The organism is Eikenella corrodens, assembly GCF_900187105.1.
Lineage (GTDB): Bacteria > Pseudomonadota > Gammaproteobacteria > Burkholderiales > Neisseriaceae > Eikenella > Eikenella corrodens.
Genome location: NZ_LT906482.1, coordinates 2,034,185 through 2,059,746, shown reverse-complemented (window position 1 = coordinate 2,059,746; position 25,562 = coordinate 2,034,185). Strand labels below are relative to the sequence as shown.

The 25,562-nt window shown below is 56.3% G+C and carries 22 protein-coding genes; 10 read left to right on the top strand and 12 right to left on the bottom strand.

Annotated features, from left to right (window positions below):
- Nucleotides 1-442: 442 nt before the first annotated feature.
- A complete protein-coding gene (locus CKV94_RS10370) occupies nucleotides 443-1,879 on the bottom strand; it encodes an MBOAT family O-acyltransferase (RefSeq protein WP_003822647.1) in 1,437 nt (478 codons plus the stop codon).
- 298 nt (nucleotides 1,880-2,177) lie between these two features.
- Here CKV94_RS10370 and brnQ point away from each other — a divergent pair, with 298 nt between their 5' ends.
- Entirely contained in the window at nucleotides 2,178-3,509 is a 1,332-nt protein-coding gene (brnQ, locus tag CKV94_RS10365; RefSeq protein ID WP_003822646.1) for a branched-chain amino acid transport system II carrier protein, read from the top strand.
- Nucleotides 3,510-3,682: 173 nt separating this feature from the next.
- On the opposite strand, the gene CKV94_RS10360 is transcribed toward brnQ, so the two are convergent.
- From CKV94_RS10360 to rph, 3 genes are all read right to left on the bottom strand, one after another.
- Complete coding sequence (locus tag CKV94_RS10360; RefSeq protein ID WP_003822644.1) at nucleotides 3,683-4,582, bottom strand: Dyp-type peroxidase; 900 nt, start codon at nucleotides 4,580-4,582, stop codon at nucleotides 3,683-3,685.
- Nucleotides 4,583-4,707: 125 nt separating this feature from the next.
- Complete coding sequence (locus CKV94_RS10355; protein ID WP_003822643.1) at nucleotides 4,708-5,316, bottom strand: glutathione S-transferase family protein; 609 nt, start codon at nucleotides 5,314-5,316, stop codon at nucleotides 4,708-4,710.
- A gap of 248 nt (nucleotides 5,317-5,564) precedes the next feature.
- Complete coding sequence (gene rph / locus CKV94_RS10345) at nucleotides 5,565-6,299, bottom strand: ribonuclease PH (RefSeq protein WP_035580064.1); 735 nt, start codon at nucleotides 6,297-6,299, stop codon at nucleotides 5,565-5,567.
- Nucleotides 6,300-6,540: 241 nt separating this feature from the next.
- Between rph and CKV94_RS10340 the strand changes: the two genes are divergently transcribed.
- The gene (locus CKV94_RS10340) at nucleotides 6,541-7,101 is read left to right on the top strand and encodes a pseudouridine synthase (RefSeq protein WP_003822637.1); all 561 of its coding nucleotides are present in this window, start codon (nucleotides 6,541-6,543) and stop codon (nucleotides 7,099-7,101) included.
- Nucleotides 7,102-7,181: 80 nt separating this feature from the next.
- Nucleotides 7,182-8,051, top strand: coding sequence for an NAD(P)H-hydrate dehydratase (locus CKV94_RS10335; RefSeq protein WP_050754434.1), 870 nt, complete (start codon nucleotides 7,182-7,184; stop codon nucleotides 8,049-8,051).
- Between the two features lie 276 nt (nucleotides 8,052-8,327).
- Here the strand turns inward: CKV94_RS10335 and CKV94_RS10330 are convergent, their stop codons facing one another.
- The 3 genes from CKV94_RS10330 to lon all read right to left on the bottom strand — a co-directional run bounded on the left by CKV94_RS10330 (nucleotide 8,328) and on the right by lon (nucleotide 13,080).
- The gene (locus CKV94_RS10330; RefSeq protein WP_003822634.1) at nucleotides 8,328-9,869 is read right to left on the bottom strand and encodes a peptidylprolyl isomerase; all 1,542 of its coding nucleotides are present in this window, start codon (nucleotides 9,867-9,869) and stop codon (nucleotides 8,328-8,330) included.
- A gap of 306 nt (nucleotides 9,870-10,175) precedes the next feature.
- A complete protein-coding gene (locus CKV94_RS10325; RefSeq protein WP_023886502.1) occupies nucleotides 10,176-10,445 on the bottom strand; it encodes an HU family DNA-binding protein in 270 nt (89 codons plus the stop codon).
- A gap of 196 nt (nucleotides 10,446-10,641) precedes the next feature.
- A complete protein-coding gene (gene lon, locus CKV94_RS10320) occupies nucleotides 10,642-13,080 on the bottom strand; it encodes an endopeptidase La (protein WP_003822631.1) in 2,439 nt (812 codons plus the stop codon).
- Between the two features lie 279 nt (nucleotides 13,081-13,359).
- On the opposite strand from lon, the gene mnmC reads away from it, so the two are divergent.
- The 7 genes from mnmC to CKV94_RS10285 all read left to right on the top strand — a co-directional run bounded on the left by mnmC (nucleotide 13,360) and on the right by CKV94_RS10285 (nucleotide 21,034).
- Entirely contained in the window at nucleotides 13,360-14,910 is a 1,551-nt protein-coding gene (mnmC, locus tag CKV94_RS10315; protein ID WP_003822630.1) for an FAD-dependent 5-carboxymethylaminomethyl-2-thiouridine(34) oxidoreductase MnmC, read from the top strand.
- A 133-nt stretch (nucleotides 14,911-15,043) separates the two neighbouring features.
- Nucleotides 15,044-15,517, top strand: a complete 474-nt coding sequence (locus CKV94_RS10310; protein ID WP_003822628.1) for an SMI1/KNR4 family protein — start codon at nucleotides 15,044-15,046, stop codon at nucleotides 15,515-15,517.
- Nucleotides 15,518-15,582: 65 nt separating this feature from the next.
- Complete coding sequence (locus tag CKV94_RS10305; protein ID WP_003822627.1) at nucleotides 15,583-17,034, top strand: phospholipase D-like domain-containing protein; 1,452 nt, start codon at nucleotides 15,583-15,585, stop codon at nucleotides 17,032-17,034.
- A gap of 476 nt (nucleotides 17,035-17,510) precedes the next feature.
- A complete protein-coding gene (locus CKV94_RS10300; RefSeq protein ID WP_003822626.1) occupies nucleotides 17,511-18,392 on the top strand; it encodes a metal ABC transporter substrate-binding protein in 882 nt (293 codons plus the stop codon).
- Nucleotides 18,392-19,318, top strand: coding sequence for an ATP-binding cassette domain-containing protein (locus CKV94_RS10295; protein WP_003822625.1), 927 nt, complete (start codon nucleotides 18,392-18,394; stop codon nucleotides 19,316-19,318). Before CKV94_RS10300 ends, CKV94_RS10295 begins: the two co-directional genes overlap by 1 nt.
- On the top strand, nucleotides 19,312-20,187 hold the full coding sequence (locus tag CKV94_RS10290; RefSeq protein ID WP_003822623.1) for a metal ABC transporter permease: 876 nt from the start codon (nucleotides 19,312-19,314) through the stop codon (nucleotides 20,185-20,187). The genes CKV94_RS10295 and CKV94_RS10290 overlap by 7 nt, the downstream gene beginning before the upstream one ends.
- Nucleotides 20,180-21,034 (top strand): metal ABC transporter permease, encoded by an 855-nt coding sequence (locus CKV94_RS10285; protein ID WP_003822621.1) that lies wholly within the window; start codon nucleotides 20,180-20,182, stop codon nucleotides 21,032-21,034. Before CKV94_RS10290 ends, CKV94_RS10285 begins: the two co-directional genes overlap by 8 nt.
- 87 nt (nucleotides 21,035-21,121) lie before the next feature.
- On the opposite strand, the gene CKV94_RS10280 is transcribed toward CKV94_RS10285, so the two are convergent.
- The 5 genes from CKV94_RS10280 to CKV94_RS10260 form a co-directional block, all read right to left on the bottom strand.
- Nucleotides 21,122-21,673: an RDD family protein gene (locus CKV94_RS10280; protein ID WP_003822620.1), complete on the bottom strand. Its 552-nt coding sequence runs from the start codon at nucleotides 21,671-21,673 to the stop codon at nucleotides 21,122-21,124.
- Nucleotides 21,674-21,762: 89 nt separating this feature from the next.
- Nucleotides 21,763-22,320: an RDD family protein gene (locus tag CKV94_RS10275; RefSeq protein WP_003822619.1), complete on the bottom strand. Its 558-nt coding sequence runs from the start codon at nucleotides 22,318-22,320 to the stop codon at nucleotides 21,763-21,765.
- A gap of 202 nt (nucleotides 22,321-22,522) precedes the next feature.
- Nucleotides 22,523-23,575, bottom strand: a complete 1,053-nt coding sequence (gene aroG / locus CKV94_RS10270) for a 3-deoxy-7-phosphoheptulonate synthase AroG (protein WP_035580061.1) — start codon at nucleotides 23,573-23,575, stop codon at nucleotides 22,523-22,525.
- 274 nt (nucleotides 23,576-23,849) lie between these two features.
- Nucleotides 23,850-24,626, bottom strand: a complete 777-nt coding sequence (locus CKV94_RS10265; protein WP_003822616.1) for a ferredoxin--NADP reductase — start codon at nucleotides 24,624-24,626, stop codon at nucleotides 23,850-23,852.
- Nucleotides 24,627-24,628: 2 nt separating this feature from the next.
- The gene (locus CKV94_RS10260) at nucleotides 24,629-25,471 is read right to left on the bottom strand and encodes a J domain-containing protein (RefSeq protein ID WP_003822613.1); all 843 of its coding nucleotides are present in this window, start codon (nucleotides 25,469-25,471) and stop codon (nucleotides 24,629-24,631) included.
- Between the last annotated feature and the right edge of the window lie 91 nt (nucleotides 25,472-25,562).

Sequence of the window (25,562 nt, the reverse complement as noted above, 5' to 3'; positions counted from 1 at the left end):
TATAGCCGCCACACCGGCGAAGCAGGCTTGTTTTGTTTATCCGATGCTGGACTGGACAGACTGGCAGCATCTGCTACGGGGCGGGCGGTTTTGGCCGGCCGTACGGTAGCATATTGCGCAGATTTTGGTTTACGCTGTGGCGCTTTATGCCCTGCTCTGGTTGTTTGGCCTGAGGCTACCTGAAAACGAGAGGACGATATAGTCTCAGCTTTAGCCGCTTTGGCTGCAGGTTTAGTTTTCTGTTGGGCTGCGGCCTTAGCCTGCGATTCGGGTTTGGCTGCAACTTGCTCCGGCATCGATACCGGCAACTCCAACTGCTCTGGGCGTTTTTCCACGCTCAATTTACGGCGGGCAGCTTGATCGCGGTGTTTGTGCTTATTGGCTCTGCGCTTGGCTTTACTGGGATTCATGACTGCTTAATCCTTTCTTATTATTATAGTTATTAAAAGTTAGCATACATAAAGCCGGGGATGCCGGAAGGAGCAAACACCATCAGCAGCCACATCGCAGCGCCCATCGGCAGCGGCCATGTCCACATCGGCAGGCGTTCCAACAATGCCACTGCACCATTAAACAGCTTGGCCAAGAGGCCATATGCAGCCAGCGCAAACACCATTGCACCCAGTACCAGCAGGGTTTCAAACTCCGGTACGCCGCTGCCGCCACCACCGAACAACGAACGGAACATCAGCCCGGCATCAGCCAGACTGGCAGTGCGGAATACCACGAAGGAGAGGCAGACGAAGTTTACGGTAAACAGCACTGCCACTAGCTTGCCAAAGCGGGATGAGCCGGATAATTTCTCTCGCCCGCCCAAAATCTTGTCGCCGATATTCAGCCCGACCAGCACCACGCCGTGCAACGCGCCCCACAGCAAAAAATTCCAGCCGTGGCCGTGCCAAATGCCGGAGAGCAGCATGGCAATCATCAAATTGATTTGCGTGCGCCACCAGCCTTTGCGGCTGCCGCCCAGCGGGATATAGATGTAGTCGCGAATCCAAGTGGAGAGCGTGATGTGCCAACGGTCCCAGAAGTCGCGCAGATTAAACGCGCGCAGCGGCATGGCGAAGTTTTGCGGCAGCTGAAAGCCGAGCAGCATGGCCATGCCCACCACTAAATCGGTGTACCCGGAAAAATCCATAAACAGCTGAACGGTATAGCCATACATCGCGGTGAGCACCGTGATGGCATCGTATTGCAGCGGATTTTCAAATACCGGGTCTACCCAGTTGCCGCCCAGCGCCCCGGCCAGCCACCATTTTTTGCAGATACCCAGCACAATCAGGCCGATAGCCAATGCCGGGCGGATGATAACGCGCGGCTGTTCGCTGCGGATTTGCGCTGCCATGCCGCCGTCTGTGCCGTAGATGCTTTTTAATTGGCCGGCACGGGCAATCGGACCGGAAGTAATGGTGGGGAAAAAGCTGAAATACAGCAAAAGCTCGCGCCATTTGAGCCGCACATCTTCATTGCGGTAGAGCGACACCAAATAAGCCACGCCTTGAAAGGTGTAGTAGGAAATGCCCAGCGGCATCAAAATGCCCAACGCCGCATCTTGCCCGCCGCGCTGCAACAGTGGCAGGAAGAAATCTACATATTTGAAAAATGACAAATTCAACACCGCCAACAGCACGCCTGCCGCGAGCCATCTGCGCCGAACCGCCTGCGCTTTGCCTTGCGATAAACCGGCCGCAATCAGCGTAACCCCCAGCGAAAACACCAACACCGCCACAGCGAAGCCCCAGTGCAAATGCCACAGCCAACCCAAACCGGCAAACAGCAACAGCCAATTCTGCCAGCGCGGATGCTTGGCTAACAGCCAATAAACGGGGAAGAAGCACAGGAAAAAGGCAGCAAATTCGATAGACAGCAGCGGCATAAAATCAGCGCAAGGAAAGAAAGGGTTAATTCGTCGGCGAAAGTGTCAGATTATACTGTTTCCCGCTGTCGGGATAAAGCGTTTTACATATCTTGCTCCATGCAAACCAGGTTTCAGATAAACCCTTTTTTCAGGTAGCCTCAAGCTGGTAAGAGGCTACCTGAAAACATCGGCTTCAACGAAGTAAAAATCCATTTACCTCACCGCCCTACCCCTTTAGCAGCTGATTCGGTATCATAACGCCTTTTTACCTCGGCTCTCGGCTCTATACAAGCAATAGCAGCCCGCTAGAAAACTCATGAATAAGAACACCTTTATTATCGGCTTTATGCTGTTCGCCATCTTTTTTGGCGCCGGCAACCTGATTTTCCCGCCCACCCTCGGCCTCAATAGCGGCCCCGAATTCTGGAGCACCCTCCTCGGCTTCGTAATCACCGGCGTCGGCCTGCCGCTGTTAGGCATCGTGGTAAGCGCTTTCTACCATAACGGCTACAAAACCGCCCTCACCCGCATCCACCCTTGGTTTGCCGTCATTTTCCTGATGGCGATTTATCTCACCATCGGCCCTTTCTTCGCCATCCCGCGCACCGGCGCCACCTCCTACGAAATGGCCGTGTTGCCCTTTATCGGTGAAGCCGGCCGCACCTCGCTTCTCGCCTTCACCGTGGTTTACTACGCCGTCACCCTGTGGCTGAGCCTGAACCCCTCCAAAATGGTCGAGCGCATCGGCGCCATCCTCACCCCTGCCCTGCTCATCGCCATCCTTGCCCTGATCGGCAAATCCGTGTGGTGGCTCTACGGCAATCCGCCCACCATGCCGGCTGCCAACTTTGGCGACCAATCCGCCTTCTTGGCCGGTTTTATCGGTGGCTACCAAACCATGGACGTGCTTGCCTCCGTGGCCTTTTCCGTAATTGTGATCAACGCCATTAAGGCCAAAATGCCGGCGGATCAGCGCGATAACCAAGTGGTGATGAAGCAAACTTTTGTGGCCGGCATCATCGCCGCCGTATCGCTGGCTATTATTTATGTCGGCCTGGCCTGGGTGAGCAACCGTCTGCCCGTGTCGCCCGACACCCTGGCCGACCTGTCTGCCAAACAGCAAGACATCGGCTCCTTCCTGCTCAATACCGCCGCCTACCAAACCTTCGGCAGCTTCGGCCGTATCCTGTTCGGCATCATCGTTACCCTCGCCTGCCTCACCACCTCGGTCGGCTTGGTGACCGCCGTGGGCGAATTCTTCTACGGCCTGTTCCCGCGCATCCGCTACAGCAGCTACGTCATCGCCGTAACCCTCGTGAGCTTCATCCTGGCCAACCAAGGCTTGAGCGCCGTTATCGGCAAATCGGTGCCCGTATTGATGGTGCTCTACCCGATTGCCATGACCATCCTGCTGCTGCTGATTATCGACAACTTCATCCGCCCGATACCCCTGCTTGCCCACCGCCTCGCCACCGGCCTGGCTACCGCGGTTTCCATCCTCTCCGTGGCCGGCGCAGGCTTTACCGAGCAACTGCCGCTGAAAGCCTATTCGCTGGAGTGGCTGCCCTTCGCCCTGGCCGGGATTGTGCTCGGCAGCATCATCGGCAAAATGGCCCGCGGCAAGCCGGCTGATCAGGAAACAGTTTGATTAATTAGATTGCTTGATAGCGAGAAGTAAGGCTACCTGAAACAAACGTGGCGCTGTTCCGCAATGTTTTCAGGTAGCCTTTTCTACATAGCCCCCACATTCTTATCAAATTAAAGGCTACCTGAAATTCAGGTAGCCTTTGTATTGTCAACCAACCAAACCAATCCGCAGCATCACAGATCAGCCAAGCGCTCCACGCTCGGCGCGTAGTAGTAGGCACTACGCTTGGCGGTAGACATATGTTTCAGCAGCAGGTCGATTTTGTCGTCTTTTTCGCCGAACATGAATTTCAGTTGTTCGTCGATATTGTGCAGGCTGGCGCTGTAGGCGATGAATTGCAGGCCGTGCTCGCCGCTCACTTGGCCGAAAGGCAGGCTGCGGCGCACGATTTTCAGGCCGACGCCGTTTTCCTTGATGTTGGTGCGGCCCAGGTGCGAATCGGGCAAACGGTCTTCACGGGCAAATTCGATGTTATCGACTTTACTTCGGCCAACGGACTGTTCCTGCTCCTTCACGCTGATACTATCCCATTTTTGCAGGTCGTGCAGGTATTGTTGCAGCACCACATAGCTGCCGCCCGCGCTTTTCCCTTCGGCAATGATGCCGACGGAGGCGATTTCTTCGTCGCCGTGCGGGTTTTCTGTGCCGTCCACAAAGCCGTCTAACCCTCGCTCTTCCGGCATACGGAAGCCGTGGGTTTCGTTTTTCACCTCAAGCGATTGCCCGAAAACCGCCAGCACTTTTTCTGCCAACACATAGTTCAGGCCGGTATGAGTGGATTGGATATGGATCATCACATCACACTGAGTAGCCGGACACAGGCCGTTGCCCAGCGGCACGAACGGGCGGATTTCTTCGCCTTCGCCGCTATGGTTCAGATCGCGCCAGAAGTCTGCACCGAAGGCGATGGTCATACCCAACTCGTGGCCGGGGAAACGGGTTTGGCAGTCGGCCAGCGCGGCGAGGACTTCGCGGCAGGCGGTTTTGACTTTGGCCGCATCGCGCACGTCGGCCTCGATATAAATGGCGGCGGTGATGGTTTCCGGGATGATGGCGGTTTGCGGGGTGTTCATACTGAGTTTCCTTTCTTGTTTCCCGATATGGTTTTGATAACGGATAGAGAGGCTACCTGAAAAACCGTAGCAGGAAATTTAGCTTCAGGTAGCTTATTGCCGTACCGACAGGAATACGGCTATGACTAAACCAAGCTCTGCCGCAGCTGCGCCAAGGTGGCGGGGCGGGTTTCCAAGTTTTCCGGCGACACGGCGCGCACGTCGGCGCGGGCGGTAAATTGTGCCAATGCCTTTTGGTTGGCAGGGCTGAGGTGGGGCTGCAAATCAGGCAGGCGGTATTGCATGAACACCAAGGCCATGCCCAGCGCGAGGTGGGCGACATCGCCGCTCTCGGCATCCAGCTGCGGGGCAGCGGCTAGGCCTCGGCTGCAGGCGGCGCGGGCGCGTTCGGTGAGCGGGTGGTCGGGGGTGTTTTCGGCTTTGAATTTTTGCAGACCGAAGAGTTTCACCAGCTGGTCGAGCAGGGAGAAGGCAAAGGCGGCGGTGGCGGTTTGCTCGGCGGTGCGCAGGGGGTGGCCGAGCAGGAAATCCAAGATAAACGGGCTGTTGCCGATCACGGTGTTGCTGTCGATTTGCAGAACGGGCACTTGGGAGAAGGGGTTGAGGGCTTGGAGCTCGGCGGGGTTTTCCCAAGGATTAGTATAGGCAATCTCGAAATCAAGATCATGCCGCGGCATGGCAGCAAGCAGGATAAGGCGGCCGTAGGGGGAAGTGGGGCTGGTGTAGAGTTTCATGGGTTTCTCTTGTTTGGATTATAGGTGGTTTTATAGTGAATTAAATTTAAACCAGTACAGCGTTGGCTCGCCTTGCCGTACTATTTGTACTGTCTGCGGCTCGCCGCCTTGTCCTGATTTAAATTTAATCCACTATAACTTCGTTGATACTGCACTTTCAGGTAGCCTGTTCGGTGTTGGGGCTACCTGAAAACGCCGCTTCACCGAAATTGCAATGGATGAGCCGTTAAACCGGCTTTCAGGTAGCCTTATCCGGCGGCGGCAATGGCGGCCTGCTGGTGTTGCAGCAACTCGACGATGCCTTTTTGGCCGAGCGCGAGCAGTTGGGTGAGTGCGGCGGGGCTAAAGGCGTCGCCTTCGGCGGTGCCTTGGATTTCGATGATGTTACCGGAGGCGGTCATTACGAGGTTGATGTCGCTATCGCAACCGGAGTCTTCAGGGTAGTCCAAATCAAGCAGGGGCACGCCGCCGACGATGCCGAGCGATACGGCGGCCACGGCTTCGCGGATCGGGTTGTGCGCGAGTTTGCCCGCGGCCAAGAGCTTGCCAATGGCCAAATGCAGGGCGACGTATGCGCCGGTGATGCTGGCGGTGCGGGTGCCGCCGTCGGCTTGGATCACGTCGCAATCGATCAGGATTTGGCGTTCGCCCAGCTGGCTCAAATCTACGGCGGCACGCAGGGAGCGGCCGATTAGGCGTTGGATCTCCTGGGTGCGGCCGGACTGCTTGCCTTGGGCGGCTTCGCGGCGCATACGGCTGGCGGTGGAGGCGGGGAGCATGCCGTATTCGGCGGTTACCCAGCCTTGGTTTTTGCCGCGCAGAAAGGGCGGAACGGATTCGTCGATGCTGGCGGTGCAAATCACTTTGGTGTTGCCGCAGGCAATCAGGGCGGAGCCGTCGGCATGCGGCAGGAAATGGGGGGTGATGCTGACGGGGCGCAGTTGGTCGGCGGCGCGGCCGGTGCGGATGGGGGCTGGGGACATGGTATTCTCGCTATGTAGATGGGATTAGGCCTTGGCTTGGCAGAAACTTCGCTACGCTCCAATTTTGTTGCAGCTTGCATTTTCAGGTAGCCTCAGTTCAGCCGAAGGCGATTATACCGCCGGATGGCTTGCGTTGCTTGGGAATACGGGTGTAGGCGGCTGGAATAGCTTTGATTCCGGCTATATAATCTAGCCATTTCGTCCTAAAAGGCTACCTGAAACCCCAGCCGGCCCGCGCACCATGTCTGATTTAATCGTTTTCAACAAGCCCTATGGGGTTATCTGCCAATTCAGCCCGCACGAGAAACACCGCTCGCTGAAAGAGTTTATCGGGCTGCCCGATGTTTATCCCGCCGGGCGGCTGGACACCGACAGCGAAGGCCTGCTGCTGCTCACGGCTAACGGTCGCCTGCAAGCCAAAATTGCCGATCCGCGCCACAAAACGGTGAAAACCTATTGGGCGCAGCTCGAAGGTAGCCCGGACGAAGCAAAACTGGATTTATTGCGGCACGGCGTAGATTTGGGCGATTTCGTTACCCGCCCGGCGCAGATCAGGCTACCTGAAAAATCGGAAACCGACCGCCTGTGGTCGCGTGTGCCGCCGATTCGGGTGCGCAAGAGTGTGCCGGATTTTTGGTTGGAAATCCGCATCAGCGAAGGCAAAAACCGCCAAGTACGCCGTATGACGGCCAAGGCGGGCTACCCCTGCCTGCGGCTGGTGCGCGTGGGCATCGGTCGGTTGGATTTGTGGCAGCTGGATCTGGCACCGGGTCAATGGCTGCCTGCACCGTGTTTGCCCTAGCTCAATATTCGGCGTAATGGCCGCACTCTCGGTATGCCGTTTGCTTGGCATTTGTCTAATTGAATAACATGAGGTTTGATATGGCAGATTTATCCCAGCAGTTGGCGCAGTGGCAGCATACTGCCCGTTTCCGTTTCCCCCTTTTAATCAAACCACGCGCGGAAGACAGCCATAAAGGCACGTTCGGCACGGTGGCTGTGGTGGGCAGCGCGGCCGGCATGTCCGGCGCCGGTGTGCTGGCAGCCAGCGCGGCCTTGAAAGGCGGGGCGGGCAAAGTATGGCTCGGTTTTGCGCAAAACAGCCTGCCGATACCGTATCTGCCTAATTATCCGGAAATCATGATCACCACCGCCGCGCAGCTGGTGCAGCGGCGCGACATCAGCGTTTACGCTATTGGCTGCGGCTTGGGCATGAGCGATGCCTCGCGTCAGCTGTTGGAGCAGACCACGGCAGCGGCCATCCATACTGATGCACCGCTGCTGCTGGATGCCGATGCGCTGAACCTGCTGGCGGTAGAAACAATGTTTTTGCCCAATAATGTGGTGCTTACACCTCATCCGCTGGAAGCGGCACGCCTGCTGGGTATTACAGTGGAAGAGGTGCAGGGTAACCGCTATTTGGCGGCCTCCAATATTGCCGAGCGCTACGGCAGCTATGTGGTGCTCAAAGGTGCGAAAACCTTGGTGTGTACGCCAGACGGGCGGATTGTGTACGAAAACGACAGCGGCAACCCCGGCTTGGCCACCGCCGGCAGTGGCGACGTATTGAGCGGTCTGATGGCTGCCCTGCTGGCACAACATCTGCCCATGCAAGATGCGGCCTGCGCGGCAGTGTGGATGCACGGCACGGCGGCAGAGCTGCTGGCCGCCCGCGGCATCGGCCCCATCGGCCTGACTGCGGGTGAAATTGCCGATGCGGTGCGTGAGCTGCGCAATCTGGCAGCGGGTTAGGCTGGATGGGCGGCTTGCTCCAAGCATAATTGCAGCAATAGAAAGGCTACCTGAAAGTTTCAGGTAGCCTTTCTATTGTTTCTATACAAGGCATCAGTTTGCTTCTGCTCTATTGACGCAAGAAGCTGGAACGAATGCAACTTAACAAACCAAGATTTCCTAACATTATTAAAACATCCAAGCCGCCCTTCCCTGTTATCACTCTGCCAAAGCCAAGTAGAAATAGCAAAAGGCTACCTGAACCTTTCAGGTAGCCTTTTCAAGCGGCAAAATCAATCAGTTTTCATCCCGATCCAATTTCTGCGAGCCATGCTGTATCGGGTATTTTCGTTGCAGCACTTGCAGATATTGGCGGTAGAACGCTTCGGTATTGCGTCCGGCAACTTGTTGGCGCAGCTCCGGCAACTGCTGTTTGCTGTTTTCCGGCAGGCTGATGGCGCGTACTTCCACCAAGGCGGCATTACCGTTGGGCAGGGTAATCACTGCGTAGCCGGGTTTGCCGTTTTGCGGATGGGCTTTCACGATGGCGGCAAAGTTTTGCAGGCCAACGGCTTGTTGCAGCTGGGTGGCACTGGCTTTTTCCGGATTGCTCCATTGCAGGTTATCCACTGCCTTACCGGCTTGCAGATTGCTCAAGGCTTGAGCAGCGGCAGCTTGTGCCAGCTTGGCACTCTCCACGGCCACATAATCTTTGCGCACCGCTTCCTTGGCTTCTTCAAAGCTTTGATTGCGGGCTTTGCTCACATCGGTGGCACGCAACACGCGCAATACGCCGTTGCCCATATCCAATACTTCAGAATTGTGGCGGCGCTCGATCACCTCGGCGCTGAACATGGCTTCCTGCACGGCTTGCGGCAGCTTGGCGGCGGCAGCTTCGGGCTGGCTGAGCCATTCTTCATGTTTTTGCAGCGGCAGCTTCATTTCCTGTGCCACTTTTTGCAGGCTGTCCGGGTGGTCGAAGGCCAGTTGTGCCAACTGTTCACGTGCATTACCTAAGGCTTGGGCGGCTTTACGCTGGCGCACGCTCTCTTCCAGCTGGGCTTTCACGCTCTCAAACGGCGGCTTGGCTTCGCTGGCGGCGGTGGGCAGGTTGCTGTAGGCCTCTTGCAACTCCTGCGCACTCACAGTTTGCTGTTTGGCCAGCTCTTCTACGTTCAAATCAACAAACTCAAGCTTCACTGCCAAAGGCAAGGCATATTTGGCTTTGTTGGCTTCAAAATAGCTGCGCAAGGCGGCATCAGTGGGCTGTACTTTGCTGGCAAAATCGGCCGCATTGAAGGGCGCAGTACGCAACTCACGCTCGCTGCCGGTAAGGGCAAGGATTTGGTTAGCTTGGCTGTCGCTAACGATATTGCCGTTGCTCAACAGGCTGATAAGGGTTTGGCGGCGATACTGGCTGCGCATTTCCTCAATCAGCCGCTCTTCGGTAATCCCTCTTTGGCGCAGATAGGCTTGAAACTGCTCGGGGCTGAATTGGCCGTTGACTTGGAATGAAGGATCGCGCGTAATCACACCCTTGATTTGTTCAATAGAAAGCTCGCCAACGCCCAGCTCTGCTGCACCCTGATCGAAATAGGCTTGCTGCACCAGCGATTGGTAAACGTCGTCTTTGCTGATGGGTTGGTCGCTATGCCGCGGCGCTTCCCTCAGCAGTTCCTGCACTTGCTCGGCAGTGATGTGGGTATTGCCGATTTTGCTGATATAGCTGCTGTGCATACCCGAAGTAAGGGTTTGGGCACCGAATCCCACAAAGGTAACAGTAATCAGCCCAAGGAGCACTTGAGACAGGCGGCGGTGTTTTTCGACGATGGCAAACATAAAAATAAAAAGGAAGCGTGGTGAAAATTAAATGCGGTATTGTAACGGTTCTGTGGGTGGCGGGCTATAGCGAATTAACTTAACTTTCTCGATAGCCTTGGCTGACTTTACTACACTGTGAATATCGTCCGCGGTTCGCTGCCTTGTATCGAAAGTAAATTTAATCCGCGATATAACTCCAAACAGTTTATTTAATGCCAGAATCCTCCGCTGCACTACCAAGCATAAGAGGCTACCTGAAAACATAGGCAAGAAAAAAGACAGGCAGAAAGCCTGTCTTTTTTCATTTATGCAAGAAGGTGCGGTTTACAGCGCATCTTTCAACGCTTTACCTGCACGGAATTTCGGAGATTTGGCAGCCGGAATAATCAGTTCTTTACCGGTTTGCGGGTTGCGGCCTTTGCGTTCGGCGCGTTCGCCCACGTAGAAAGTGCCGAAGCCAACCAGAGTTACGGTGTCGCCTTTTTTCAGAGCGGTGGTAACAGCCTTGGTAAAACCATCCAGTGCCTTGCCGGCAGCAGCCTTGGAAATGTCAGCTTCCTTAGCAATCGCTTCAATCAATTCAGACTTGTTCACGTTAAGTCCCTTTCTAGTTGAGGAGTAATGAAGAATCGGCCGATTGTGGTCGGCACCAATGCGTTTGTCTGCAACAGGCTGCTTTATAGCAAGTTCAAAATCATCGGTCAAGCAAATAAACGGCTGGAAAGTAGCTATTTTCAGCCAAAGCGGCAGGTTTGCGCCTTTCACACAACACAGCCTGCCGCTTTTCGCCTTAATGCTTGGTGGCGCGGCCGCCGGATTTTGCCGGGGTTTTCGGCTTAGCTGCGGGCACGTCCTGCCAAGGTTGCGGCTGATATTCCAGGCCGAAGGAAAGCACTTCGTCAATCCAACGCACCGGGTGGATTTCTAGCCCTTCTTTCACGTTTTGCGGAATTTCTTCCAAATCTTTCACGTTTTCCTGCGGAATCAGCACATGCTTGATGCCGCCGCGCAGGGCAGCTAACAGTTTTTCCTTCAAACCGCCGATGGGCAACACTTCGCCACGCAGGGTGATTTCACCGGTCATGGCCACGTCGGCACGCACGGGAATACCGGTGAGCGAAGACACAATGGCCAGCGTCATGCCGATACCGGCGCTGGGGCCGTCTTTAGGCGTAGCACCTTCCGGAACGTGCACATGGATATCGGTTTTCTCGTAGAAATCCGGTGCAATGCCCAATACTTCGGCACGCGAGCGTACCACGCTCCAAGCGGCAGAAATCGATTCCTGCATCACATCACCCAGCTTACCGGTGCGCAGGATATTGCCTTTGCCTTTGAGCGCAACGGCTTCGATGGTGAGCAGCTCGCCGCCGACTTCCGTCCACGCCAGGCCGGTAACCTGGCCGACACGGTTTTCGTTCTCGGCCACACCGTAATCGAAGCGGCGCACACCAAGGTATTCGTGCAGGTTGGTGGCATCCACCACCACGATTTGCGGCGCAGCAGCGCGTTTGGCACCGGCTTTTTTATCTTGCTCCAATACCTGCTTCATCACCACCTTACGGCAGATTTTGGCGATTTCGCGGTCGAGTGAGCGTACGCCGGCTTCACGGGTGTAGTAGCGGATGATGTCGCGTACTGCGCTTTCTTGAATATCGATTTCGCCTTTTTTCACCCCGTTGCGCTCAATTTGCTTGGGCACGAGATATTGCATGGCAATATTTACTTTTTCGTCTTCGGTGTAGCCGGAAAGTCGGATAATTTCCATGCGGTCGAGCAGCGCGGGCGGGATGTCCATGCTGTTGGAAGTAGCGAGGAACATCACATTGCTCAGGTCGAAATCCACTTCCACATAGTGGTCGGCAAAGGAGTGGTTTTGCTCCGGATCAAGCACCTCCAACAGCGCACTGGCCGGATCGCCACGGAAATCGCGGCCGAGTTTATCGATTTCGTCCAGCAGGAACAGCGGATTATTCACGCCGGCTTTAATCATATTTTGGATGATTTTGCCCGGCATCGAGCCGATGTAGGTACGGCGATGGCCGCGGATTTCGCTCTCGTCATGGATGCCGCCCAAAGCCATGCGCACATATTTACGGCCGGTGGCTTTGGCAATAGATTGGCCAAGCGAGGTTTTACCCACGCCGGGCGGGCCCACCAGGCACAGAATCGGGCCTTTGAGCTTGTTCATGCGTTTTTGCACGGCCAAATATTCCAAAATGCGCTCTTTCACCTTTTCCAAGCCGTAGTGGTCGGCATTGAGCACCAAATCGGCCTGCACAATATCTTTGCTGACCTTGCTTTTCTTCTTCCACGGAATGTCTACCAGCGTTTCGATATAGTTGCGCACCACGGAAGACTCAGCCGACATCGGCGGCATCATGCGCAGCTTTTTCATTTCACCCAGCGCTTTTTCTTCCGCTTCCTTGCTCATGCCGGCTTCGCGCACCTGCTGTTCGAGTTGGTCGAGCTCTTCGCGTTCATCGCCCTCGCCCAACTCTTTCTGAATCGCTTTTACTTGCTCGTTCAGATAATAGTCGCGCTGGGATTTTTCCATCTGCCGCTTCACCCGGCCACGGATACGTTTTTCTACTTGCAAAATGTCCAGCTCAGCTTCCAGCTGGCCAAGCAGATGTTCCATGCGCTCGGCCACGTCGGTGATTTCCAAAATCTCCTGCCGCTGCTCCAACTTGAGCTGCAAGTGGGCGGCAATGGTGTCCACCAGGCGGCTGTGGTCGGTGATGCCGTGAATGGTGCCGGCCACTTCGCCGGGGATTTTCTTGTTGAGCTTGATGAACTGGTCGAACTGCGCCAAAAGCGTGCGGCGCAGGGCTTCGTAGTCGTGGCCGTCGGTGTTTTCTTCGGCAGCCAGCACTTCAATTTCGGCTTGGAAATAATCGCCGCTGTCGTTCACCGACAATGCGCGGGCGCGCTGCATGCCTTCTACCAGCACCTTCACCGTGCCGTCGGGCAATTTCAGCACTTGCAGGATGTTGGCCAGCGTGCCGATGGTGTGCAAATCGTCTGTGCCGGGGTCTTCGTTGGCCGGATTTTTCTGCGCCAAAAGGAACACCGGCCCGTCTTGCTCGATGGCGGCATCCAGCGCGGCAATGGATTTGGGGCGGCCGACAAACAGCGGCAGCACCATATGCGGATACACCACCACGTCACGCAGCGGCAACATCGGCAGGGTGCGGGTTTCAGCGGGATTATGCTGGGATTGGGTCATTATCTTCTCGGTTATTGTTTTCAGTTGAATAGGATGGCTAAAGCCTCATTGCCCGGCAAATTGGGGGCAGGCAAGCGCATTTCAAGCATTCGGCGGAGTTTAGTTTGTAAAAGGCTACCTGAAAACCGGCAGCGGTTTGAATTTTGTTGACACTATGCTTTCAGGTAGCCTTTTGCCCGATGCCGTCGAAACATGCCAAGCCAAAGTTGCCGCCGCCAGCTGCTTCTGTCTATACTGCCTCCCGTCTCCCATTCCCGCCCGCACCAGCCGGCAAACGCCATGACTACCCCTACCCTCATCTGGCAAGGCATCCCTACCGAGCAAGAGCTTACCGCCGCCATCTCCCAGCATCCCCGCGCGGCCTGCATTTTTCTCAGCGACGATTTTTCAGGTAGCCTCCATGAGCCCGATAAAGGCTACCTGAAAAGTTGTGCCGCCTCTGCTGCCAACTTTATCCCCGCCGATGCCAACCCGCTGCAACGCGATATTTATCTGCTGCCCGCAGCCGCGGCCGCCGAGTTGGCACAATACGGTTTCGGCGAACCGGTTTGGCAAAACAGTCCATCTGTGCCGCAACAGGCTAGCCCAAGCAAACCCTGGCAAATCGCGCCGCCGCCCATCCCTGTGGAACGCGTGCTGATTATCGGCGGCGGCATTGCCGGCGCGGCCACCGCCCACGCCCTAGCCCGACGCGGTATCAGCAGCCTAATCCTCGAGCAAAACGACCAGCCCGCCCGCTCCGCCTCCGGCAACCGGCAAGGCCTGCTCTACGCCAAAATTTCCGCCCACCCCACCCTGCAAACCCGCCTCCTGCTTGGCAGCTACGGCTACAGCCGCCGTCTGCTCGAACACCTTCTGCCCCATAGCCCGGATTGGCAGGCTTGCGGCGTGCTGCACCTTAACCACAATCAGAGCGAAACCCGCCGCAACCGCGAACTGGCCGAGCAACGCGCCAACCGCCATCTTTATTACGCCGTCCGCCCCGCCGAAGCCGAATCGCTTTCCGGTATCCCGCTTAGTGGGCAAAGCGGTCTGTTCTGGCCGCAGGGGGCGTGGCTCAACCCGCCATCCTTCGCCACCACCCTGCTCGAATCCCCCCGCATCCGAGTGCTCACGCAGCACCGCCTCACCAATCTACAACGCCACGGCAGCGAATGGCAGCTGGCGGTGGATACGCCGCAAGGCATGCAGACTTTTTCAGGTAGCCACATCGTGTTCTGCTGCGGCGCCGAGCAATTGGCCGATATCCTGCCCGAAGCCCTGCCGCTGCAATTCATCCGCGGCCAAACCAGCCTGGCCGAGGCCTCGCCCCTCAGCCGACAGCTGCGCTGCGCCCTAAGCGCCGATGCCTATATTTCACCGGAGTATCGTCATCAGCACTGTTTCGGTGCCAGCTTCGTGCCCAATGAGCAAAACAGCGAGTTGCGTACCGCTGAAGACGACGGCAACCACGCCAAACTGGCGCAACTCTCGCCCGAACTCGCCGCCGCCCTGCCTGCCTACCAGTCCGGCCATGCCGCCGTGCGCGCAGACTGCTACGACCACCTGCCCGCCGTTGGTGCATTGGGCGACTGGGCGGCGATGCGTGTGCAATACGCCAAACTCGCCCATGATAAAAACTACCGCCTGCCCGACCTGCCCTGCCCCCACCTGCCCGGCCTGTTTGTGAACAGCGGGCACGGCAGCCGCGGCCTCGCCACCGCCCCGCTGTGCGGCGAACTGGTAGCTGCTCAGCTATTGGGGCAGCCGCTGCCCGCCGAACCAGAAGTGGCCGCCGCCCTCTCCCCCAACCGCCTGCTGATTCGCCGCATTATTCATCGGCAAACTTAAAGGCTGCAGGCTACCTGACAAGCCATAGCAGGTGGATTGTGTTTCCGCTGCACCAGTTTGATTTGCCTAAGCTCAAGGCTACGTGCAATGCCTGACAGCTTTGCGAAAAGCATTTGATTGAAAGAATAAAGCAATGTGGTATCAAGCATTTAAATTTTACGACCAACACCCTCCTGCCACGCCGGACGACATTACCGCATTCCGCACCCCTTTGCCCGAAGCCGAACGCGCCAACGCATTAAACTATCTCGAACCTTACTCAGTACAGCTCAGTGCCACCAGATATTGCCTACCGCCCCACTTTTATATCCCCAACGAACTGATGCAGCTTTGGCAATATTCTGTGCACGGCGGCATCACGGGCAATGGGCAGGATTTTGGCTACTTCTCACCGGCAGAAACTGTATCTTATTATTTTGGCTATCAGTTCTGGTATTACGCGCCCAATTTGCTGCCGATTGCATTCGATGGCGGCGGCGTGTTCTATTGTTACGATTTCGGGCAGCCCGGCCCTTTAATTGTGCTGAAGGACTCAGGCTCGGATGACCTGGGCGTTCCTGTTGGCAGCAGCCTTGCCGACGTGCTGGCTCAAGAATTGGATTACTGAATAGCAATCCAATCCAAAAGGCTACCTGAAACCTCAAACCAACCAAACCCACACGAAAACACATCATGTCCAACCGCACCATCCTCCTCGACCACCCGCAGCCGCTGCTCGACCAGCTGCATGCGCGTTCCAGCAGCAGCGAAATGCACGGCGGCAACAGCGTGCAACTCTTGCAGGACAGCCGCGAAAACTTTCCCGCCTGGCTGGAAGCAGTGACTGCTGCCGAGCATTATGTGCTGATTGAAATGTATATTTTCGCCGACAACGATTTCGGCGTGCGGCTGCGAGATTTGCTGGTGGAAAAATGCCGCCAGGGCGTGAGCGTGGTGCTGGTGTACGATTGGATCGGCAGCCTGTGGCCATCGGTGTGTCGCTTTTTTGAGCCGCTCAAGCAGGCCGGTGCGCAAGTGGTGGCCTACAACCCGCCCGGTTTTGCCAGCGGTATCGGCCTGCTCTCGCGCAACCACCGCAAATCCTTCGTGATAGACGGCCATACCGCCTTCGTGAGCGGATTGTGCGTGTCTTCCGCCTGGGAAGGCAATCCGACCACAGGCGTGGCACCGTGGCGCGATACCGGGCTGAAACTACAGGGGCCGGTGGTGGCCGAAGTGGTGCAGGCTTTATCCGACACGCTGCGCTCGCAAGGCGAAAGGCTACCTGAAAACATCACCCCTTATGACGGCACGGCTGCCGGCACGGTGCGCGCCGGTGTAGTGGCCACCACGCCCAGCAACAACAATATGATGCGGCTGGATTTGAACGCGCTGGCGCTGGCGCGGCGCAACCTGTGGCTTACCGACGCCTATTTCATGCCCACCCGCCTCTACACCCAAGCCCTGATCAACGCTGCCAACGATGGTGTGGACGTGCGTATCCTGGTGCCGCGCACTTCCGATATCCGCTGGATAGGCCGCGTGTCGCGCATCCGTTACCGCAGCCTTTTAGAGGCCGGTGTGCGAGTGTTTGAATGGGACGGGCCGATGATTCACGCCAAAAGTGCCATTGCCGACGGCCAATGGACACGCGTGGGCTCAACCAATCTCAATTTCTCCAGCTGGTATCTCAACCGCGAATTAGACGTGGTCATCGAAGATGCGGTGGTGGTGCACCAGCTGGAGCAGATGTTTCTGCAAGACCTCGCCAATGCCACCGAAATCGTGCTCAACAGCAGCGAACGCCGTGCCGCCCTACGCCGACGCCACCAAATGCTCTCCAAGCGGCACCGCCGCCAGCGTGCCCAAGCCGCCGCCCGCCAGCTGTTGCAGCTTTCCAGCATGTTTCGCGGCAACTTCTACGGCACGCGCACGGTGGATGAAAACGAAGCCAAATCCTATCTGAGCCTGGGCATTAGTATGCTGGCGCTGGCGCTGTTGCTGTGGTTTGCGCCCTATCTGCTGGTGGTGCCGCTGATATTTTTGCTGCTGGCCGGCGGGCTTTCCACCACCGTCCACGCCGTGCGCCAACTGTGGCGCTTCCGCCGCCGCAAACGTTCGGGCAAAACGGATCAATCCGGCTAAAGGCCAAGGCTACCTGAAACTGGGTAGGAACATTGATTGCCTGTATGCTGTTTAAGTTTTCAGGTAGCCTCTGCTGCTACCAAGGCTATCTGAAAAGCTAAGGCTAGCTGAAAAGTGTCTCGACCCAGCCCAAACAGGTTATCCAACTTTCAGGTAGCCTATGCAGCATGATTTAACACCCGATAACAAAACGTATGGCAAAAACAACGGCACTTACCCGCCAGCCCAATCGGTTTTCTCCCATTTAAATTGTCAAAGAGGCTATTGCCTATAGCAATGATTGCTGGCATAGCAAGGCAAAATACGCATAAAATAATCCCGTATGCGATATAGGCTTATTGTTTCTGCTGATTTTTCTGTGGTGATATAAAAACTACTATAAAATAATTGATAGTAATTTCTATTTAGGCTAGTATGTAAATAGGCAAGTGCTTCGCTTTGCCACCCATTCAACCAAATCAAATTAGGAGAAAACAATGCGCCGATTATTATCCGCATTCTGCCTGCTGGCCGCTCTAGGCTTGGCCGCGCCGGCTTATGCCAAATTCAAAGTAGTCACCACCTTCACCGTGATCCAGGATATTGCCCAAAACGTGGCGGGGGATGCCGCGGTGGTGGAATCGATTACCAAGCCGGGTGCAGAAATCCACGATTACCAGCCCACGCCGCAAGACATTGCCAAAGCGCAATCTGCCGATTTGGTGCTGTGGAACGGGCTGAACCTGGAACGCTGGTTTGAACGTTTCTTCCAAAACGTACGCAATAAACCGGCAGTGGTGGTTACGCAAGGCATTACCCCGATGTCGATTCATGAAGGCCCCTATCGCGGCCAGCCCAATCCGCACGCTTGGATGTCTACCCGCAATGCCTTAATCTATGTGGAAAACATTAAAAACGCGCTGATTAAATACGACCCGCAAAACGCCGCCACCTACACCCGCAACGCCGCCGCCTATGCCCAGCGCATCCGCAACCTAGACCGCCCCTTGCGCGAAAAACTGGCGCGGGTGCCGCAAAACCAGCGTTTCTTGGTGACCAGCGAAGGCGCGTTCAGCTATCTGGCACGCGACTACGGCTTTAAAGAAGTGTATCTATGGCCAATTAATGCCGAGCAGCAAGGCACGCCGCAACAGGTGCGCCGCGTAATCAACACCGTGCGGCAAAACCATATTCCGGTAGTGTTCAGCGAGAGCACCGTATCGCCGCGCCCGATGCGGCAAGTATCGCGCGAAACCGGCGCCAAATACGGCGGCGTATTGTATGTGGATTCGCTTTCCGCCAAAAACGGCCCGGTGCCCACCTACCTCGACCTGCTCAATACCACGGTTTCCACCATTGTTAGAGGATTTGGAAAATAATGTCTGAACAAGCCGCCTCCATCAGCGTTGAATCGGTAACGGTTCGCTACAGCAACGGCCACACGGCCATCCGCGACGTGAGCTTCACGCTGCAAGGCGGCACCACCTGCGCGCTGGTGGGCGTAAACGGCAGCGGCAAATCTACCCTGTTTAAAAGCCTGATGGGGCAGATTAAGCCGAAATCGGGCAGCATCCGCCTGTGCGGTCTGCCCGTGCCGCAGGCGCTCAAGCGCAACCTGGTGGCCTATGTGCCGCAGAGCGAGGAAGTGGATTGGCAGTTTCCCGTGTCGGTGTACGACGTGGTGATGCAGGGGCGCTACGGCTACCTGAATTTCCTGCGCCTGCCCAAAGCCGAAGACAAACGCAAAGTTCAGGAAGCCATGGAACGGGTAGGCATTGCCCATTTGGCGCAGCGGCAAATCGGCGAGCTATCCGGCGGGCAGAAAAAACGCGTATTCCTGGCGCGCGCACTGGCGCAGCAGAGCAAGATTATCCTACTGGATGAGCCGTTTACCGGCGTTGATGTGAAAACCGAAGATGCGATTGTGGATTTGCTCGGCCAGCTGCGCGCGCAGGGGCATCTGATTTTGGTATCGACCCACAACCTCGGCATGGTGCCCGACTTCTGCGACCAAGTGGTGATGATCAACCGTACCGTGCTGGCCGCCGGCCGCACCGAACACACTTTTAACCAACACAACCTCGAATTGGCCTTCGGCGGCGTGCTGCGCCATTTCCGCCTCTCTGGCAGCGATTTGCACGACGACGAAGACAGCCGAGTGCTCACCGTACTCACCGACGACGAACGCCCCGCCGTGTTCTACGGCCAAGCCAAAAACGATCCGCCCGCTGTGCCCTGTTGCAGCGATGCCCAAGGCAGCTGTGCGAAGCAGGAAAACGGCAGTGAAGGAGATGGCTCATGTTAGACATGCTGCTGGAGCCGTTTGCCTATGAATACATGGTGAAGGCCATCGTGCTGAGTGCGGCGGTGGGCGGCATGTGTGCATTTTTGTCGTCTTATTTAATGCTCAAAGGCTGGTCGCTGATTGGCGACGCGCTGTCGCACTCGGTGGTACCCGGCGTGGCGGTTACCTATGCGCTCGGCCTGCCCTATTCCGCCGGTGCGTTTGTATCCGGCATTTTGGCGGCACTGTCGATTTTATGGATACGCGCCATCACGCAGCTGAAAGAAGATGCGGTAATCGGCTTTATCTTCACCACCTTCTTTGCCATCGGCCTGTTTATCGTGTCGGTGAACCCGACTGCGGTCAACGTGCAGGAAATCGTGTTGGGCAATATTTTAGGCATTGCCGACGAAGATATTTTTCAGGTAGCCATCATCATCGGCGTGTGCCTGCTGTTTATGCTGCTCACTTGGAAAAACCTGCTCTTGGTGTTTTTTGACGAAACCCAGGCCGTGGCCGTCGGCCTCTCGCCGTTGCGCTATAAAATTTTGTTTTTCTGCCTGCTCAGCGCCTGCGTGGTGGCCGCGCTGCAAACCGTGGGCGCGATTTTGGTGATCGCCATGGTGGTTACTCCCGGCGCCACCGCCTATCTGCTCACCGACCGCTTCGGCAAGCTGGTGCTGATTGCCGTGGCGCTCGGTATCATTACCTGTGCTCTGGGCGCCTACATCAGCTTTTTCCTCGACGGCGCCACTGGCGGCGTGATTGTTAGCCTACAAAGCCTGCTGTTCCTGCTCGCCTTCGTGTTTGCGCCCAAATATGGCCTGTTGCGGCAAAAATTCGGTGCCGCACCGCAGGCGGCGGAAGAAACGGAGCCCGGCCATGTCTGAGCTGATCAACTGGTTTGCCGAGCCGCTCGCCTTCCCTTTCATGCAGAATGCCCTGCTCACCGCGCTGATTGTATCCATTACCTGCGGGCTGCTTTCCTGCTATCTGGTGCTCAAAGGCTGGTCGCTGATGGGCGACGCAGTGTCGCACGCGGTGCTGCCCGGTATTGTGCTGGCCTTCGTGTTCGGCATTCCGCTGCAAATCGGTGCATTCGCCTCCGGCCTGCTCTGTTCCGTGGGCGTAGGCTACCTGAAAAACAACAGCCGCCTCAAAGAAGACACCGTGATGGGCATTGTGTTCTCCGGTATGTTTGCGCTCGGCCTAGTGTTATTTACCAAAGTGGAAACCGACCAACACCTCACTCACATCCTGTTCGGTAACGTGCTGGGCGTGAGCCGGGAAGAGCTGCTGCAAACCTTCGCCATCTGTGCTGCCGTGGCCTTAGCCGTGCTGCTCAAACGGCGCGACTTCATGCTCTACTGCTTCGACCCCGCCCAAGCGCGCATCGCCGGCCTCTCCCCTCAGCTCTTACACTACAGCCTACTCACCCTGCTCGCGCTGACCATCATCACCGCCATGCAGGTGGCCGGCGTGGTGCTGGTGGTGGCCATGCTCATTTCCCCCGGCATCACCGCCTTCCTGCTTACCAAGCGCTTTGAACGCATGATGATCATCGTGGTGGCGGCTTCCGTATTCACCAGCCTTACCGGCACCCTGCTCAGCTACCACCTCAACTCCGCCACCGGCCCCAGCATCGTAATTTTGCAGGCCATTCTTTTCCTGCTCGCCCTCATCTGGAACAAACTGCGGCAGGCGTTTAGCCAAGAAAAGGCGGCAGCGGCTAGCTGAAACCTGGCAGCAACAAGTTGCATATTCGCCCGCCATAATGAAAAGGCTACCTGAAACATTCAGGTAGCCTTTTCATTATGGCGGCGCTCACACCTTCACCACCAAAGTTTGCAACATCAAATCCTGCGGCGTTTGATAATTGCCGCGCTTGCGGCACAGCATAACCAAATACAGCAATTGCACCGCGCAATAAACAATACGGCCCAAACCCAGGCCGCTGAGCAGCCCGCACAGCGCAAGCAGCACCACAAAGAAAAACCCTTCGCGTGCCAGCACATATTTGGCGAAGCCCGGATTCGCGCCGGTGTCCGTAATCACACGGATACGCAAAATCTTTTGGCCAATGCTTTGTCCGCTGCGACTCATCATAAACACCTGCGCCACCCCCAGCAGCAACCCAGCCACCAGCCCCACCGGCAAAAGCAGCAGCAACCAAGGCATTTCGGCTTGCACATAGGCCCTAGTGTACTCAATCCTTAATAAAAACATAACCAACAGCATAATAGGCAGAATGCGGTCGATAGCACCGGCCAGCAAGCGTTGCCACGGCTTAGCCAACTCCACCTCCTTCATCCGCTCCGCTGCCTGCGGCTCGGCTGCTGATTCAGGAGGGCGATAGGCTTGGCGGAAATTTTGCATGGTTTGTCCTCAAATTAGGCCAGATAAATAAGGCTACCTGAAAACGGAAAAATGATTTCAGGTAGCCTTACGCATGAATAACGGACGACTTAGTTTTTGATGACCAATGTCTTCGCCAGCAAATCCTGCAAAGTTTGGCGGTTGCGGTCTTCTAAAAACAGCATCACGACACAGGCGATACCAGCAACGATGGCTAGCAGGTTACCCAAGTCTTCGCTGAATACGCTAATCAGGGTGAAAATAAAGTTATAGCCAAATTCACGTACAAGCACATATTTAACGAAACCAGGATTGTCGCCATCCTCAGTAATCACGCGGATACCTACGATTTTTTTGCCGATACTTTGGCCATCGCGCACCATGATAACTAAGTTGTAAATCAGCAAGCCGATAGCTGCCACAAGGGCAATAGTAAATACAACCATCGCTGCCTTACCACCACTTCCGCCCATGAAGCCTACTAAAATGGCTGCCAAAATACCGATACCGGCAAAGGGGAGGCCGTCCATAATTCTGGCGCCCATCCGCTGCCACGGGCTGGCCAGCTCTACTTCCATTTCATTGTCATCGAATAAATCGTTTTCCAATGCGGTGGAGGCATAGGCTTGGCGGAAATTTTCGTTTGGGTTTTCGCGGAAATCTTGCATGAGTGTATCTCCCTCGGGCGGCTGCAAACATTTGTGCCTACCCTGTTGTTAATATAGACGTTGTTGGAAAGTTGCAGATTTTAACAGTTTGGTGTGGTTTGTAAATATTTACCGCTTTTCAGGTAGCCTTTTGTTGCATCAGGCTACCTGAAATGTATCGAAGACCCTGCACTGTGCAAAAAAGTGGCACAAGCCGCTTTGTTCATACCCTGCCGCGATTGGCTTCCGCCATCAAGGCAAGCAGCTCTTCGGTGGTGTTCCAGCCGATGCAGGCATCAGTGATACTTTGGCCGTAGGTTTCCGGCTTGTCTTGGCGGCCTTCCACCAAATGGCTTTCCACCATGATGCCCATGATGTTTTGTTCGCCGTTTTGCAGCTGCGCGGCCACATCGCGCGCCACTTCCATTTGGCGGGTGTAGTCTTTGCGGCTGTTGGCGTGGCTGAAATCCACCATTAATCTAGGCGTTACACCGGCTTTGTCCAACTGTTCGGCAGCAGCTTTAACATGTTCCGCGCTGTAGTTCGGCTCTTTGCCGCCGCGCAGGATGGCGTGGCAGTCGGGATTGCCGGCGGTGTGGACAATGGCGGAATGGCCGGCTTTGGTTACGGAGAGAAAGTGGTGCGGGTGGGAGGCGGCTCCAATGGCATCGATGGCGATTTTGAGGTTACCGTCGGTGCCGTTTTTGAAGCCGACCGGGCAGGAGAGGCCGCTGGCAAGCTCGCGGTGCACCTGGCTTTCGGTAGTACGCGCACCGATGGCGCCCCAGGAAATGAGGTCGGCGTAATACTGCGGGGTGATCATGTCGAGAAATTCGGTGGAAGCGGGCACGCCGAGGTTGTTTAAATCCAACAGCAGGCGGCGGGCTTGGCGCAGGCCGAAGTTGATATCGAAGGTGCCGTTGAGGTGGGGGTCGTTGATGAGCCCTTTCCAGCCCACGGTGGTGCGCGGTTTTTCAAAATAAACACGCATCACGATCAGTAGCTCTTTTTCGTATTTTTTGCGCAGGGGCAGCAGGCGCTGGGCGTATTCGAGGGCGGCTTTGGGGTCGTGGATGGAACAAGGGCCGATGATGGTGAGCAGGCGCTTGTCGCGGCCGTGCACCAAATCAGCAATTTGATGGCGGGTATTTTCTACCAAATCGGCAGCGGCTTCGCTGATGGGCAGTTCGTAGAGGTGGGCGATGGGGGGCAGCAGCTCGCTGATGCTGCGGATACGTACGTCGTCGGTGCGGCTGAAGGCTTGGGATTGGCTCATGGCTGTGTTTTGCTGTTCGTGAGGAAGGGGCTTATTGTGGACTGGGCGGCGGCGGCTGGCAAGGGCTTAATGTTCAGGTAGCCTCGGATGGATTGCTCAGGCTACCTGAAAATTGATGGCTGCTTGCTGCGAGCCTGTGCTCTATCGGCATTTCTCTAGTCCTGATGAATTTTAGCCTACCCTTATCTTGCGGGCTAAGAATTTGGTTTCAGGTAGCCTGTTGCTAGGGGCTACCTGAAAATGCTATTGGCTCTATGCGTTGCACCTTTAAGCATTAAAAACCATTTTCCATCATGATGTGGCCGGGGATACGGTTGCGATGCATGGCAAAGCCGAGCTTAAGCAGGGCTTGGAAGGTGTCTTTCACCATAGCCGGGTTGCCGCACAGCATGAAGCGGCTGCGTTCGGTGGTGAACGGCAAGCCGAAGGCCTGGCTGAGGCTGCCATTTTCCAACAGTTGCGGCATGCGCTGATTGAGGCTGCCGGACTGCTGCTCGCGGGTGAGTACGGAAACGAAGCGCAGTTTGTCGTAATACTCGCCCACCAGAGGGTGTTCGGCCAAGTCGCGGATGCGCTGGTTGAACACGGCTTCGTTGGCGTAGGAAACGGAATGCGCCAGGGCGAGATGGTCGAAGCGCTGCCAAATTTGCGGCTGCTGCAAGATGGAGAGAAAGGGGGCGATGCCGGAGCCGGTGCTGAGCATGATAAGGTCGCTGCCATCGGGGAAGCGTTCGGGCAACAGGAAGCCGGTGGCTGTTTTATCGAGCAGGATGGTATTGCCGGCTTCCATCTGTTCGAATCGGGCCGACATGGGGCCGTCTTCGATGAGCACGGCGAAGTATTCGAGGGTGTCGTCGTATTCGGCGGAAACCACGGAATAGGCGCGCCAGATGAAGCCGCTGCCTTCGGGAAAGCCGAGGCGGGAAAACTGGCCGGCGGCAAAGCGGTATTCTTCGGGGCGGCTGATGGCGAAACTCATCAGTTTGGGCGTGTGGCGTTTTACCCAAAGTACGGTTTCTTCTGTATATTTGGCGGCGGGAGAGGCACTCATGATTATCCTTGCTGTGTGGGCGGGAGGGTGATGCTGGCATCGGGGTACACCGGCGCATCATTTTGTTTTTCTATTTGCCAAACATCGGTTTGGGTGTGGCGACCGCTGTCTAAATCGAGATAGAGCAGGCGGTATTGGCCGGCGCCGAGCTCGTAGAGGGTAAAGAACCCCTTCTCGGGCATGTAGAAAGTGCGGATGTTTTGCCAGCTGCCGTCTTGCTGCATTTGCAGCTCCACCATGCGGTCGGCGCCGTGATTGGCGATGCTGGCGATGGACATGCCGTTTTGCGCGGCCACGGGGTAGCCGGCGATATAGTCGGAAAAATACGGCCAGATTTTGCCGTTGGGGGCTTTGGCCGGGCGTTGGTAGGCGCTGCCTTGGGCGGCCAGCTGGCTTACGGCAGAAGGCGTATCTTTAGGCTCCGACGGAGTTTTATCCAGCCACCACCAAAGCTGCAACACCAGCAACCCGAGCAACAAGCCAGTGCCGAACACCAGCCAAAATGCTTTGTTGGCACGCAGCCGCTGCCACTGCGCTTTCAGCTTCTGCAACCAAGGCGTCAGCTTGGCCTGCTGCCGCGCGGCGGCTTGTTGCAGCAAGGGATTGGTGGCTTTGGCCTGGCGTTGGGCGGCAATCCAGGCATCGTGCCGTTTGCGCTGGTCGGGGTCGGACAACACGGCATAGGCCTTGTTTACCATCTGCATGATGCGCAGGGCTTCGGGGTTGTCGGGATTAAAATCGGGATGATAGCGTTTCGACAGGCGGCGGTAGGCCTCGCGTATCTCCTTATCCGAAGCAGTTTCAGACACGCGCAGGTTGCGGTAGTGCGTGGGGATGGCGGGCATAAAGGCTACCTGAAAGCGTAAGCTGTAACGGAGTTAAATCGGTTGGGATGTTAAACGGGCAACATTTGGTTGATTCGTTTTTCAGGTAGCC

What these genes read in the sequence shown, in the direction of transcription:
- CKV94_RS10370 (WP_003822647.1), bottom strand. Translation starts at nt 1,879, where the DNA reads ATGCCGCTGCTGTCTATCGAATTTGCTGCCTTTTTCCTGTGCTTCTTC.
- brnQ (WP_003822646.1), top strand. Translation starts at nt 2,178, where the DNA reads ATGAATAAGAACACCTTTATTATCGGCTTTATGCTGTTCGCCATCTTT.
- CKV94_RS10360 (WP_003822644.1), bottom strand. Translation starts at nt 4,582, where the DNA reads ATGAACACCCCGCAAACCGCCATCATCCCGGAAACCATCACCGCCGCC.
- CKV94_RS10355 (WP_003822643.1), bottom strand. Translation starts at nt 5,316, where the DNA reads ATGAAACTCTACACCAGCCCCACTTCCCCCTACGGCCGCCTTATCCTG.
- rph (WP_035580064.1), bottom strand. Translation starts at nt 6,299, where the DNA reads ATGTCCCCAGCCCCCATCCGCACCGGCCGCGCCGCCGACCAACTGCGC.
- CKV94_RS10340 (WP_003822637.1), top strand. Translation starts at nt 6,541, where the DNA reads ATGTCTGATTTAATCGTTTTCAACAAGCCCTATGGGGTTATCTGCCAA.
- CKV94_RS10335 (WP_050754434.1), top strand. Translation starts at nt 7,182, where the DNA reads ATGGCAGATTTATCCCAGCAGTTGGCGCAGTGGCAGCATACTGCCCGT.
- CKV94_RS10330 (WP_003822634.1), bottom strand. Translation starts at nt 9,869, where the DNA reads ATGTTTGCCATCGTCGAAAAACACCGCCGCCTGTCTCAAGTGCTCCTT.
- lon (WP_003822631.1), bottom strand. Translation starts at nt 13,080, where the DNA reads ATGACCCAATCCCAGCATAATCCCGCTGAAACCCGCACCCTGCCGATG.
- mnmC (WP_003822630.1), top strand. Translation starts at nt 13,360, where the DNA reads ATGACTACCCCTACCCTCATCTGGCAAGGCATCCCTACCGAGCAAGAG.
- CKV94_RS10310 (WP_003822628.1), top strand. Translation starts at nt 15,044, where the DNA reads ATGTGGTATCAAGCATTTAAATTTTACGACCAACACCCTCCTGCCACG.
- CKV94_RS10305 (WP_003822627.1), top strand. Translation starts at nt 15,583, where the DNA reads ATGTCCAACCGCACCATCCTCCTCGACCACCCGCAGCCGCTGCTCGAC.
- CKV94_RS10300 (WP_003822626.1), top strand. Translation starts at nt 17,511, where the DNA reads ATGCGCCGATTATTATCCGCATTCTGCCTGCTGGCCGCTCTAGGCTTG.
- CKV94_RS10295 (WP_003822625.1), top strand. Translation starts at nt 18,392, where the DNA reads ATGTCTGAACAAGCCGCCTCCATCAGCGTTGAATCGGTAACGGTTCGC.
- CKV94_RS10290 (WP_003822623.1), top strand. Translation starts at nt 19,312, where the DNA reads ATGTTAGACATGCTGCTGGAGCCGTTTGCCTATGAATACATGGTGAAG.
- CKV94_RS10285 (WP_003822621.1), top strand. Translation starts at nt 20,180, where the DNA reads ATGTCTGAGCTGATCAACTGGTTTGCCGAGCCGCTCGCCTTCCCTTTC.
- CKV94_RS10280 (WP_003822620.1), bottom strand. Translation starts at nt 21,673, where the DNA reads ATGCAAAATTTCCGCCAAGCCTATCGCCCTCCTGAATCAGCAGCCGAG.
- CKV94_RS10275 (WP_003822619.1), bottom strand. Translation starts at nt 22,320, where the DNA reads ATGCAAGATTTCCGCGAAAACCCAAACGAAAATTTCCGCCAAGCCTAT.
- aroG (WP_035580061.1), bottom strand. Translation starts at nt 23,575, where the DNA reads ATGAGCCAATCCCAAGCCTTCAGCCGCACCGACGACGTACGTATCCGC.
- CKV94_RS10265 (WP_003822616.1), bottom strand. Translation starts at nt 24,626, where the DNA reads ATGAGTGCCTCTCCCGCCGCCAAATATACAGAAGAAACCGTACTTTGG.
- CKV94_RS10260 (WP_003822613.1), bottom strand. Translation starts at nt 25,471, where the DNA reads ATGCCCGCCATCCCCACGCACTACCGCAACCTGCGCGTGTCTGAAACT.